Annotated in this window: 9 protein-coding genes; 5 read left to right on the top strand and 4 right to left on the bottom strand. The window is 45.1% G+C overall.

What is annotated here, in order from left to right; all coding sequences use genetic code 11:
• Positions 1–8: 8 nt before the first annotated feature.
• The 3 genes from AC0KUT_RS06105 to AC0KUT_RS06095 form a co-directional block, all read right to left on the bottom strand.
• Positions 9–2,252, bottom strand: coding sequence for a heparinase II/III domain-containing protein (locus AC0KUT_RS06105; RefSeq protein WP_488834350.1), 2,244 nt, complete (start codon positions 2,250–2,252; stop codon positions 9–11).
• A gap of 44 nt (positions 2,253–2,296) precedes the next feature.
• A complete protein-coding gene (locus AC0KUT_RS06100; protein ID WP_488834349.1) occupies positions 2,297–4,465 on the bottom strand; it encodes a chondroitinase-B domain-containing protein in 2,169 nt (722 codons plus the stop codon).
• Positions 4,466–4,801: 336 nt separating this feature from the next.
• The gene (locus AC0KUT_RS06095; protein WP_488834348.1) at positions 4,802–7,828 is read right to left on the bottom strand and encodes a TonB-dependent receptor; all 3,027 of its coding nucleotides are present in this window, start codon (positions 7,826–7,828) and stop codon (positions 4,802–4,804) included.
• A gap of 261 nt (positions 7,829–8,089) precedes the next feature.
• Here AC0KUT_RS06095 and AC0KUT_RS06090 point away from each other — a divergent pair, with 261 nt between their 5' ends.
• Entirely contained in the window at positions 8,090–8,830 is a 741-nt protein-coding gene (locus AC0KUT_RS06090) for a FadR/GntR family transcriptional regulator (RefSeq protein WP_488834346.1), read from the top strand.
• Positions 8,831–8,938: 108 nt separating this feature from the next.
• Here the strand turns inward: AC0KUT_RS06090 and AC0KUT_RS06085 are convergent, their stop codons facing one another.
• Positions 8,939–9,682 carry an SDR family NAD(P)-dependent oxidoreductase gene (locus AC0KUT_RS06085; protein ID WP_488834345.1) on the bottom strand — a complete coding sequence of 248 codons (744 nt, stop codon included), beginning with the start codon at positions 9,680–9,682 and terminating at the stop codon, positions 8,939–8,941.
• A 562-nt stretch (positions 9,683–10,244) separates the two neighbouring features.
• Here AC0KUT_RS06085 and AC0KUT_RS06080 point away from each other — a divergent pair.
• The 4 genes from AC0KUT_RS06080 to AC0KUT_RS06065 all read left to right on the top strand — a co-directional run bounded on the left by AC0KUT_RS06080 (position 10,245) and on the right by AC0KUT_RS06065 (position 13,213).
• Positions 10,245–11,135, top strand: a complete 891-nt coding sequence (locus tag AC0KUT_RS06080) for a DUF6662 family protein (RefSeq protein WP_488834344.1) — start codon at positions 10,245–10,247, stop codon at positions 11,133–11,135.
• An 83-nt stretch (positions 11,136–11,218) separates the two neighbouring features.
• Complete coding sequence (locus AC0KUT_RS06075) at positions 11,219–11,788, top strand: FMN-binding protein (protein WP_488834343.1); 570 nt, start codon at positions 11,219–11,221, stop codon at positions 11,786–11,788.
• Between the two features lie 14 nt (positions 11,789–11,802).
• Complete coding sequence (locus tag AC0KUT_RS06070) at positions 11,803–12,642, top strand: FAD:protein FMN transferase (protein WP_488834341.1); 840 nt, start codon at positions 11,803–11,805, stop codon at positions 12,640–12,642.
• A gap of 124 nt (positions 12,643–12,766) precedes the next feature.
• The gene (locus AC0KUT_RS06065; RefSeq protein ID WP_488834340.1) at positions 12,767–13,213 is read left to right on the top strand and encodes a hypothetical protein; all 447 of its coding nucleotides are present in this window, start codon (positions 12,767–12,769) and stop codon (positions 13,211–13,213) included.
• Positions 13,214–13,267: the final 54 nt, after the last annotated feature.

Below are 13,267 nucleotides of genomic sequence, written 5' to 3'. Positions count from 1 at the left end.
AAAAAGCCTTATTTTTTGTTTAATTCAATGAGTGAAAAGTGGCCATCAAACGAATGATTAACGCCGCGAAAGACAAAGCTACTTGTCGCTCCTGCGTCCTGCGCCCTGTCATTATTCACTGCGAGTAACAACTCAGTGCCATTCACAAACACCATACTCACCAGCCACACATTTGCTTGTCGTTCGCTCTTAAGTGACTGCAATTGACTAGCGCCCTCCTGGGTAAATTCATTAACCGGATCATATTTTCCGTGCGGCTCTAATAGGCTTACAAAATCATAGGACTTTGTGCGCGGAATACGCACTATAAACGCGTTTTCTGTGCGTAAATTAAAATTAGGATCATTAGCACCTATTTGGGTAAAAAGAATTTCAGCCTTGTTTTGCACCAATGTGCTTAAACTGTAAAAACGACCATTCTCATTTAACCAAGTAATTTGTGCTAAAGGCTTAAGCGGTGTTGCACGCGCCTTTAACCATAAATGTTGGTAGCCATTTTTCTTACCAAGTGGGCGCAGATTTTCTACCGAAGTCGTTAGTTCAAAGTTAGTATCTACAAGCTGTCCTTTATAGTGCAAAGGCAAATCAAATTGATGCGCAGCCTTAGCAGTTACATTCAATAAATCCAATATTACAGGCTGGGCCAAGCCAGGCACCGTAATCTGTGCCATGGTGCGGACAAAATCGACATTTTTGTAGGCGCTATTCATCCTTGCAGCAGAAATTTTAATCTTATCGTTTTGGGTAAAATACAGTAGCTGAGGATGCTGTGAATTTCCTTTTTCCGTATTGCCATTAAAATGGCTGGCTTCATCAACGACCAAGGTATTGTGTGCAATAGTTTGATTGGCATAGGTATTATTTTCAGGCAGATAGCGGCCACCGAATTTTGCTTCAACATTTAGAAAACGTGCGGCGCCATAGTCAGAAACAATCTCCTGCCCTTTATCGAAAAACAACCAGTTCAATTTATCAAAATGGCCATGCCCCATACCCTGTGCCGTAGCTTTGAAAACCAAAGCTTGATCGGCTGCGCGCATGACGACTAAGGCACCCTCATCGCCCTTGGCACCATCACCAAACGCCATAGACTTAAATTCATAGGGTTGTGCCAAACCTTTATCCAAGGCTTGCGCCACTTTAAGACCATCCCCTGTTAGCAGCGTTGTCGCCTGTAACTTAGCTATCGACAACAACCTCTGATCAGCGGTAATGCCATAGGCAATAGCAACACCATTTACGAGTTCTATAGTGTCTATACCCTTATCTTTGATTGCATCATTGATCGGGAAAAATAGCTTGTTGTAGCTCAATTGAATGGTGGTATTAATGGCTTTTAATATAATGCCATCGCGATACTCAAATATTTTTCGTTGCGGCTCGTTAACCTCAATCGCTTTGGCAAAAGTGACAAACGGCAAGAGCGCATAGCGTTGATAATAGGGGCCTTCATTGTAATATCCTTGAGGCGAAAAAAGTTCTTGCAGCTGCTGCAAAAAACCTCCCTTACCCGACTTATCTAGACCTAGTAAGGATTTTTCTACCCACTCATGCTCACCCAATACATATCCTGTCATACCTACAGCACAAGTTGCCCATGTAGCATGATTGTGGATTTTATTAAAAGTCTCGGGGGAATCCTCCGACAAAAAAGTAGCTATTGGGCGAAACAATCCCGCTTCTATTTTTGTGCGCTCTGCCGCCGTCAAGCTCGGCATTACCGCATCATAGGCTTGAATGCTATAGACCAACCACACCGACTCATTAAGATTTTGCCAAAAAAGTTTACCCGCTGAAATAACACTATCTGTTTTACGCTCGGGATGCAGCGGCAAGGAGGGATACAGTTGTGCATATTTCAAGAGCAAATCCCGTACATAGTTCGCGTACTTTTGTTCGCCACTTAATTGATACACTATGCCGGCATAGTACATATTCTGCGCATTATTTTTGTGTACTTCATGAGTAAAACCACCTCCGGCGTCCTTTGGTACAGGAACTTGCTGCGGCAGTGCAATTTGCACATCTAACTGCTGTTTTCTTAACTGGTATTCTGTTTGAAATAAACCTGGATTTTTTATAGCAAGGCGCATTTGTTTTACATCAGCTTGGCTGATTACAAGATGAGGATTGATAGATGCGGCAACAGTGACCGCAAAACTCTGTGCGCAAAAGCCCATTAACGCCAGCCCAAAAATCATGAGCACATTATATTTAACGACAAAACATCGAGAAAATATTATTTTAAACATCGTATACACCTATATTTTAAAGCAGCTAAAGCCTATAAGGCTCACTAGAGCTCCTTATTAGCCTCATAACGCAGGGTGGAATCACCCTTAGTGTGTAGCTCAACAACCGAAACCTTAGGCACATCTTTAAAACGGTTATGTGCAATTAAACTATCTGGTTCACCCACTGTATGTTCTATACGAATTCCTGCAGTATCCTCAAAGCGATTATTCTCGATACGTGTCAGCTGCACACCATGCAAGAGAAAAATACTCTTGTGCTTGTTGCGACTACCCTTGCCAACATTTTCAAAACTATTGTCATTCACCAAAAAATGTGGGCCAAAAGTACTCTCATCGGTTCCACCACGATATAGACGGACAATGGCGCCCTCAATATTTTTAAACGTATTCGATTCTAAACGTACATATTCAGCATTATAAATACCTAAATCATCAGTCTCTTTGTCTAAGCGTAATAAATCACCCGTGATATTTTCAAAACGGCTATTTTTAATATTTATTTCACTCGCCAAGCTGCGACTACCTGCATCAAAAAAATGAAACGAATGATTAACATTAAGGTTTTCGATAAAACAGTTTTCAACCACCAACCGGTAGCTATTAATCATTCCACTTTTCAACGTCCTAATGAGTTGATTGCCTGCGGCATCAGGGCTTTTACGCCCAGAAAAGTGCAAGCCTACTAACTTAAGAGATCCGCCATTTTGCAGCTCAAACAATGTCGATCTTTCGCCTTCAATAACAACACCGTCTTTTTGAGTGGCTACTAAAGTAATAACTTTGTTGATAACCAATAATTTGTTGACGCTATAAATACCCGGTGACAACTGTAAAATATCGCCATCTACAGCCATATGGATGGCATTAAATAAAGCATCCTCACCTGGCGTTACTAACAGTTTTTTACCCGAGTCAAACGTAACATCTGGTTCTAACTTAGGATACCAACTGGGCCCAACATCAGCCTTACTGATTGGCTGCAATGCCGCCACCACACCAACTTTACTCAATTTTTTATCGACTGGTATAAGCAGCCCATAGGCGTTGCGTTTTAATTCAATCTGCGCACTGTTAAACCCGTGAGTAATGAGCGGTTTTTTTACGTTATTGAGCCAGTTATCCGAAAATTCTATGCCGCTAAGATCATCAAATACGCTAAACACATTTTCACCAGCTTCGTTGTAGATGAGATTATGCTTAATATAACTTTTGGCAGGTGGCGCATTGCGTTCAGCATCTTTTCCTGCTGCCAACTGAATATTATCTACATTGATAAAGCTGTTATTTTCGACCTGTGCATTCACTACTTGGTGATAGCGATTGATCGGCGGATTGAGTGCACCGTTCATAATGGCAAAACCGCTTCCAAAACGAGTACCCGTTAGGCCTTCTAAATAATTATTACGCACAATTTGGTCGCGATTGATAATACGAATACCGCCGGTATGATCAACACCGTTACCCCAAAACACATTGCCTTCCACCAAATTTCCGTTGCCGTGACGCAGTGTTACTGTACCTCTAGATTCGAAAAATACATTATTGCGTATGATATTTTTACCCGACTTAACGGAGACAATTTCCACCTCTCCATTACAGCGATCAAAATAGTTTTCCTCCACTAGCGTGAAAGAGTCAGTCAGTGAATAAGTACTTGTGCCAATGCGTAAAGTCTCACCACCATTGGACCCCAATATAGGGCGCGGGCCAAAATAGTTGTGGTCTATACGATGGTGATTTTGTTGATTCTCTACTGCATCTAAGCGAACCGCCATGGTTACACCGGTATTGCGTTTTCCCGCCAAATAGTTGTGATCAAAGCGATTGTTTTTACCGTAGAGGGCTACCCAATAATCTGACGTATCCTTATCGGGGTTTGAGTAGTTATCTATTACAATTTCAGTGATACGTGAATTATTTGCCAGATGTTTATCATTGCGTTTAAAGGCGACTACCTCACCTGTCGGCGTGTAGCCATTTTTAAACACCAAACCAGAAACAACCAAATACTCACCGGCTATACGCAGATTTGATTGCCCTGAAAGCAGCACCTTACCTTTCGTTTCTGCACTCAAGCGTATAGGTTTTTCAGCCGTACCTTGGCCAACAAATAGGATCTCAAAGTTTTTCCACTCGCCATTTTTTAAGACGATAGCATCGCCCGGCTGAAGTTTTTTTAAAGCTTGCCGATACTCTTGCTGATTCTTCACAAGTAGCTCTTTCGCTGTAGCCAAGCTGCCCAGTAAAGATAAGATGCAAAAAACGAAAACCGCACAAACTTTAGACATAATTCTTTAACTCTCTACTAAATGACGACACCTCTTTACGAAAGTACCGCACTAGATGATTTTTACTAAAAAAGAACGGGATATCCCTTACTAGGAGCGAAATATCCCGTTCAAACTTCACGAGCAACATGTAAACCTGTCATTTTCAAATCGAAAATACTTGCAATAAGCTGACTGCGTTATATACGCAGCCGCTTATACTTAAACCATTCACTCTTTTTTCATTAACGTCATAACACTACTTTTCTTGATATAAGATTAGAAGGTTGCCTTAACACCCAGTTGATATTTTGGACCAGAGCTTGACACCAAGGTTGGCGTCTTTTCTGTTCCGCGCGTCATGTATTGCGCCTCATCCAGAATATTGATCGCCTGCAAACTTATTTCGACATTATCGAGAATAGAGTAAGAAACGGTCATATCAACGTACTCAAAGGGCTCAACATAACGGTTGGCCTGAGCGCCAGAGTTTGGCTGGAAGTACTTAGAGCGCGATTTATAAAGCACACGCACTTCCCAATCGTCGTTTTCCCAATAGACAGAACCAGAAAAAACTTCTTTAGAGAAACCAAAAAGATTGGCCGGCGGAATAAAAGCAAAACCAGCTTGCGTTAAAACGCCATCTACATCATAAACATCGCCAAAAGTGCCATCCTGATTTTCGAAATCAGAGTCTGCATAGTTGAACGATATTTTGGTGCCAAAGCCATCAAAAGGAGCCGGCAAATAAGAGAAATTATGCTGTGCAGACAACTCCCAACCACTTAAATCTGACGTGTCTTTAGTGTAGGTATCAGTCGCTAACATAGTCGTAATGGTAATGCCATCAATGACGATATCTTCTGGTAACTGCACTGATCTGAAGTTGGCTTCAAATTGCTTGTAATAATATGCTAACGACAGCGACGTATCTTTTGAGGGATACCATTCCAAAGAGATATCACCATTGTTTGCCATCAGTGGATCCATATATGGATTGTCACCCGCTGCACTGGTAATCAACTGATTAGGGTCGGTAACATCTGAGTCGCTCGATTTGTAAATACGACCAGCACCCATGTCGCGCAAATCAGGACGCGACATAGAGCGATAAAGCGCACCACGTAACAACACATCATCATCCAAATGAAAGGTGATATTGGCACTTGGCAATACCACCATTGAGCTGTGATCTGTCACAAACTCCGTTACTGTATTAGGTACCACATCTAAACTATAGACACCTGCAGCTTCAGTAATTTTGTACGCAGTGTTGTAACCGGTAGAGGCCACATTCGTGTGCACGACACGTACACCTAGATTACCGGTGACTTCAGTATCAAATAGCACCCCTTCAAGGTTAGCCATTACGTAGGCTGCTGTTACTGTTTCATCAATAACATCATCGCCCGCACTGCGGCGATCGGGTAACTTTCCGAAATCTGCAAAACTGCCATCGGCGTTATATTGCGACAGAATCCCAAATCCACAGCGGCCATCCATTTGTGCGAATTCACCACCTTCAAAACCAGAACCACCCTCTTGAGAAAGCCACTCGGAATTATTCCAACCGATAAAGCATTCATTCAATACATTCTGAATTAAGGTGGCATTTGTCACCGTAGCCTCACCGGCAACCGCAACTTTATTCACTGCATCCCACTGAGTATCGGTATCAACATCAGAATAAAGATGCTCTTCTGAGTAGCGCACGCCAGTTTTAATACTGCGAATAAACGGCATATTTAATTGATACTCAGCATCAACCTTCGCCGCTTTAATCGTGTCAAAACGCTCATCTAACTGACGGCGATATTTTGCTGATGTTTTGTTGGCATTATTTGCCAATGCCCAAGAGTCTTTATTAGTAGGATCAAACGCAGTTGCCGAGTTGAAACCTTCGTCATCTGCAGACAAGCCTTTGCTATCAAGAAAATTCAGCTGCGATACGATGGAATCAGTATTATCCAATGAGTAATTAAACGTACTGTTAGTGCCCAAGCGAGACTGAAAGCTAGAGCGATCGCGATGAGACTTCGAGTAAGACAAATCAAACCAAAGCGTTAAATTATCTGTCGCTTTAAACTCAGCATTTAAACCTGTACCACGATAGGATTCTTCCTCAAGACGATAGTAGCCTTGAGTTTCCATTTTTGATTTTCCTTCGCGATACAACAGACTGTGATCTTCGCCAACAATTTGATGGGTTAAAGCATTTCTGATATCGCTCAACGTAAAATCATGGCGGTCTTCAAAATAAGAGTTGTCGGATGCTTCTACATCCCAGTTTATATCCCAGCGATCATTAGGCTGCCATTGCACAGCAGCAACATAGCCTTCGCGATAATCACCATCAGATTGATTGCGCCATGTAGCAGAGGTAGGCGTTACATAAATAGAATCTTCTTGAAAGTTCGCGTAGGTTTCACGCGTGACACCCGTCGGGGTTTTATGACACTGACCGCTATTGGTCAACGCTTTTCCATCGGCTGATTTTGTTGCGCAGGCCACCATAGAACTACCGGTTAAGGTACTCTCTTCAGGGTTTGCTGAATCGGTGCGTTGCACACCAAAGGTCACGCCAAAACTACCCAGGTTTTCAGTATCAAATTGATCAACATAAGAAAATGTTTGTTCATCACCCAAACCATTTTCGCCATCTATGTGGGCACTGGTTTGATTGTAGATAGCACTGGCTTCTACGGTGATTTTGCGCTTACCAAAATCAAGTGGACGCAAAGAGGCTATATCGATAGTTCCTGCCACACCGCCTTCGATAAGATCAGCTTGCTGCGATTTGTACACCACAACCTTATCGCTTAAATCTGAAGGGAATTTTTTGTAGTTCACCGCACGTGAATCACCAACGCTGGTGACTGTTCGGCCATTAAAGGTGCCATATCCAAGAAACGGACCTAAGCCACGGATAGACATTTCTGATGCACTGCCTTTACCGCGATGACCAGAGACAGACGTAATATTCTCTATGACGTCTGACATCGACAAGCCAGGCAAGCCGCCAAAGTCAGAGGCCGCTAACGCATCAACGATAGCACTGGTGTTTCTTTTTACGTCAGCCGAACGCGCCATAGTTGCGCGCAAACCCGATACCACAACTTCTTCGATAGCCGCATTATTTGCAGCGGCCTGCACTGGCGCTATTGCGGCCTCCTGCGCCACAACCGACACACTGACCAACGATATCAATGCCGATGAATAAACCCATGGCTGCACAGAGGCTTTAACATTAAGCCTCCTTAGAGCACTACTCAGCTTGTTGGGTTTTGTTGTAAGAGTGTTTGTCATTGCCTAGCCTCGCCTCGTTTCTATTATTTTGAGTGACAACTTAATCTAATCACTTAAGACCAATGTGTCAACAAAAAATAGACCAATTGGTAAATTTATACGAAGCAAGCACTTGAATAATTGTAATACCAATATATGATTATCGGTAACAAACTATATTCAAAGTGACTACATGGGTTGGCTTATAACTTTGCTAACTTACAAATCGATAAGGTATGATAAATCCGTCTGTAATCAGGGCTCCCCCTACGAGGAATACAAATGAAAAATCGTCGATTGTTTTGGCGCATTGTTGAAAAGATTGAAACAATGATAGACAGCGGGGCCTTTCCCGCCGGAAGCAGACTTCCACCTGAGCGAGAACTCGCCGAAACCTATAATGTAAGCCGCCCCACAATTCGCGAAGCGGTCATAGCCCTTGAAGCAAGAGAGCGAGTAGAAGCTCGCACAGGCTCAGGCATCTATGTCCTTGAGAATAAAAACCCAAATAAAACCGCCCTCCCCGTTAGCGCATTTGAGCTAACCCAGGCGCGCGCACTGGTTGAAGGTGAAGCCGCAGCTCTAGCTGCCACCACCATCACCAGCGGCGAATTGGAAAGGCTTCACCAAACCCTAGTAGACATGCAAATAGAGAGCAAGGCAGAAGCGGCAGACAAGCAGTTTCATCAGATCATCTCTCAAGCAACACGCAACAACGCTGTATTAGTGGCGGTTGACCAACTTTGGCAATTGCGCACCTCTAGCCCCGAAATTATTTCCGCCTATAAAGGCGTGTGCAACCAAAGCGCCAGCAAGCGCATGGAAGAACATACCGCTATCTATACGGCACTTAAGCAGCGCGACGCCTCTGCTGCAAGAGCGGCCATGCACCAACACTTCAACCGCCTTATTAACGCATTATTTGATGCCGATGAACGCAAAGCACTGGAAGAAATGCGCCGCAAAACAAACGAGGCGCGCGGCCTATACTCCCTCGATCACCTGGTAAGAACACCCACCTAGAAACGTATAATTTTCAATAAAAACAATATGTTAAACTAAAAAATACTTGCAAGATAACAAGCAAAAAAAAAGGCCCGCATTGCGGGCCTTCTTCTTTGGGACTCAGTCTTACGAGAAGTACAAGCCGCCATTAATATCTATGCAGTTACCGGTCATAAATGCCGCATCATCAGACACCAAGAACCCGACCAAACGCGCAACCTCTTCAGCACTACCTTCGCGCTTTAGGGCTGTTGCTGCTGCAACTTTTGCACGCACTTCATCTTGGGTAAATTGGTCATGAAAGCCAGTACTAATCATCCCTGGGCAAACACTATTAACACGAATGTTATTGGCGCCCAACTCTTTCGCCAAGCCGCGCGTAAACGTCATAATGGCACCCTTGGTAGTAGCATAGGCAACAGCACCACCACCGCCGCCATCGCGGCCCGCTTGGGATGCGAAAGTAACAATACTACTTCCTGCACTTAAGTGCGGAATACATGCTTGGGTCATCATAAATAAAGATGTTAGGTTAACATCCATTACTTTTTGCCAGTGAGCCATAGGCATATCAGCGATTTTAATACGCTCAATCAAACCACCCGATACGTGCACTAGACTATCAATACGACCAAATACCTCTAGCGCCTTGGCAACTACCGCAGCCACATCCTCCGCTTTGGTAAGGTCAGCTTTAAGCGCAACAGCCTTGCTCCCTATAGCTTCAATTTCTGTTACTGCACTATTGGCAGTCTCGGCACTGGAGTGATAAGTCAGGAGTATGTTGGCGCCACGGCCAGCTAACTCAAGCGCACAGGCGCGCCCTATGTCTCTACCGCCACCCGCTACTATGACAACTTTATCTTTCATATTCTTTTTACTCCGACTGATTATTGGGTCACCACGCAAAGAGCACCTACCCTTAACGCAATGTTTATTTGTAATGTAAACTTACCAGAATAAATACAATTGTCAACCAATTTGCATCACAATACATTACCAGTTGATAATAATTTTTGCCTAATGAACCCTTAAAAATTAAATATTAAGGTGCAACATCAGCTTTCATCGAGCTCTCATCACCTTACTTACAACCCCTCATCGCCTCACTTACAAAAACGGAGCGCGCATCACACTATTTTAAATAGAAAAAAACATCACCAACGAGCGAAGTCGCGCAATGCTCATTCCAACTTACCCATAATGCCCACCCAGGCGTCTCGAAGTGACCTGGGTCATCCGCACAAAAATATTGACCAAAGACATAATTGGTCTTTTAACAATCCCTTAGCCAACAGCAGCCACAAAACACAAAAGCCCAACCCACTGCAAACCAACTACTGATAATAGATATCATTTGCAAAGCAGACCCGTTTGCGACAAAATACCGCCAGTTATTTATTCACAGCAACCCCATGCCTAGGAGATTTAGATGTTCAAGCGCTCACTCAGTGCCCTGACCATAGCCGCCAGCCTCATAAGTACGAGCAGCTACGCCGATGAAAACCTTTTTGGTTACGTTAAAGGCTCAGAAGTCTTGCCAGAGGGAGCCCTAGAGCTCTATCAAGTCGTCACTCAGCGCAGCGATAAAGGCACGGGCCACTACACTGCCTATAACACCAGCACCGAATTAGAATACGGCGTGACTAATCGCTTCACCATTAATGGTGAACTTAAAGGTCAGTCTATTAATACCTCGGGTATTTTGATTGATGCCTATATGCCCGGCGATGAAAAGTACGGTTTGAAATTCGCAGGTGTAGAAGTTGCCGGTAAATACAATTTTTTAAGCCCCGCACTGGATGATTTCGGCCTATCGGTGACCACCTCTTTTGAATACCTGACTCTCGACCCTCATTCAGGGCGCGACAAAGACACCATGAGTTTTGCATTCGATGTACAAATGCAAAAATATTTTATGGAAGGTCAATTGATATGGGCAGGCAACCTAGGCACTGAAGCCACCCGCGCCACCCGCGCACCTATAGACAACCTGCCCGACGACTTTGAGTGGCCAACAGACATGGAAGTGGAAGTGGAATTCAGCGCAGGCACTGGCCTTAGCTACCGCTTCATGCCCAACTGGTTTTTCGGCATAGAAACGCTTTACGAAACCGAATACGAAACTGAAGTCGCCATGGAGCGCAACTCAGTATTCGCTGGCCCCAGCCTGCATTACGGTGGCGAGAAATTCTGGTTAACGCTCACTTGGTTTGACCAAATACGCGGCGGCGGCGAAGGCTACGACGGCCAACCTTCCGGTGTTCACTTAATCGAAAAAACCCAAGATGAATTGCGCTTTAAAGTGGGCTTTAACTTCTAACCACCGCACTAAGTATTCAGCGCACAACTCCTAGTCCTCGCACGCGGTTTAACATCACAACCTGCGAGAACTGGGAGATTTTAATGATCAGGAGTATTACCTTGCGTGAACTTCCGCTATTAATTAGCTTACCGCTTATCGCCGCTACGCCCTTTATCATGGTGGCGAGCGCTCAGGCAGAAGACTACTTAACCATCCCCCAAGCCCAACAACAGCTTTTTCCTGCGGCTAAAATATTTTTAGAGTCGGCCGTTCCGCTCACCGATGAACAGCTCAAGCGCATCAAAAAAATTGCCGGTGTACGCCAGCGCAATCCGATTCAACAAGCCTGGCGCGCCGAACGCGACGGCGAATTGCAGGGCTGGTTTTTGGTCGATGACGTTATCGGCAAACACGAATTCATTACCTATGGCGCGGCAATTTCGGCAGACGGCAAAGTGCTCGGCATTGAAATTTTGAGTTACCGCGAAACCCACGGTGGACAAATTCGCAACATAAAATGGCGCGAACATTTTGTTGGTAAAACGCTGCAAGATAAATTCAAACTCAACAAAGACATTCCCAACATTAGCGGTGCCACCCTCTCCTGCCGCAATGTCACTGACGGCGTAAAACGCCTGCTGGCCATTCATCAGGTTGCTCTGCAGCAGTGACCAGCATTAAGCGCATGCGACCACTGCTCGGCACCTTTGTCGAGCTGGGCGTACTGAGCGATACCCACCACAGCAAAGCAGACCTACAGCGAGCAGTGAATAACGCCTTCGCGCACATTGAATTAATTCACCGGCTCTTAAGTTTTCATAATCCCGACAGCGACCTCACTCGCTTAAATAGTGCATGCGGCGACTGGGTAGATTGCCATCCCTTAAGTATTCAATGCCTACGCCTCGCTCGCGCCATGACGCGCATCAGCGAGCACAGCTTCAACTGTACCCTAGGGTATTCCGTCGTGCAGAAAGGCGCCCTGCCTGCGCATTGCTTTGCCGAGCACTATAAAGATCAATTGCTCACACGGGGAAACTGGCAAGACCTAGAACTTAAACCACGGCAAGCGCGCCTCACTCGCGCTGTGTTAATTAGCCTAGATGGTATCGCCAAGGGCTTTGCAGTAGATCAAGCCATAAAAAGCCTCAAAGCCAGCGGTATAGCATCAGCCTGGGTAAATGCGGGCGGTGACATGCGCTGCTACGGCAATTCACTCTTACCCATCGCCGTGCGCGATCACCGCCAACAAGAGCATCTTCTCGGCGGCTTACAAAATGCCGCTATAGCGACCTCGACCAGCGCAGCCAGCCGCGACTACCCCGGCCTGCTACTGGGAACAGAAGGCCAACAACAAGCCCCCGCAACTTGGTGCGTGATGGCTCACAGCGCTTGGCGTGCCGACGCGCTCACCAAGGTTGCCGCCAATACTGCCGCCGCCGAACGCGAACAGTTTGTACGTAAACTAGGCGGCCGCTGGATTCCATTGCCGAGCGTACCCGAAAATCCCGCGCCATCGGTTTGAGGATTACAAATCAAAAGAGAAAAACTCAGGTTTACTCAGGTTTTTCGCCGGTTTACTAGGCTTCTTCGGCTCAGCCTGCCAAAATACGCGCCCCACATTTTTGCACCCATAAGTTTGGTCTTACATGAAAAAATCGCGTCTCTCGCTCTGGATTGTTGTGCTGGCATTGGTGATTACCGGCATTATCCTCAAATGGATGGCCCCCGCCACCGAAGATGACTTCCCCCATCCGCTTAACGGTTTGTTGCGCGAGCTACACGGTTTAAGCGCAGCGCTCGGTTTAATGATATTCGGCTACATGCTCGCCGACCATGTGCAAAAAAAACTCGCCAAACATAACCACTACTGGGATGGCTATGTTCATTTAAGCCTGTGGCTGTTACTGATTGCGAGCGGCCTACTACTCTATTACCCGCAAGAAATATTCGAAGACTTAGGGCTTAGTGTGTCTGCGCTGCATTGGTATCTCGGTCTGTTTTTATGCGGTTTATTTCCACTGCACTTTTGGCGCAAGAACATAAAGCGGCAATGGCTTACATATCGGTTTAATTCACAGCAAACTAAAACATAGAAAATGGTTCTGAAAAAAAGGGGAGGAGCAATCCTCGCCCGCGCACACCAAACG

Source organism: Cellvibrio sp. 25HG11W-0, from assembly GCF_057815475.1.
This window is presented reverse-complemented; position numbering and strand designations above follow the sequence as displayed.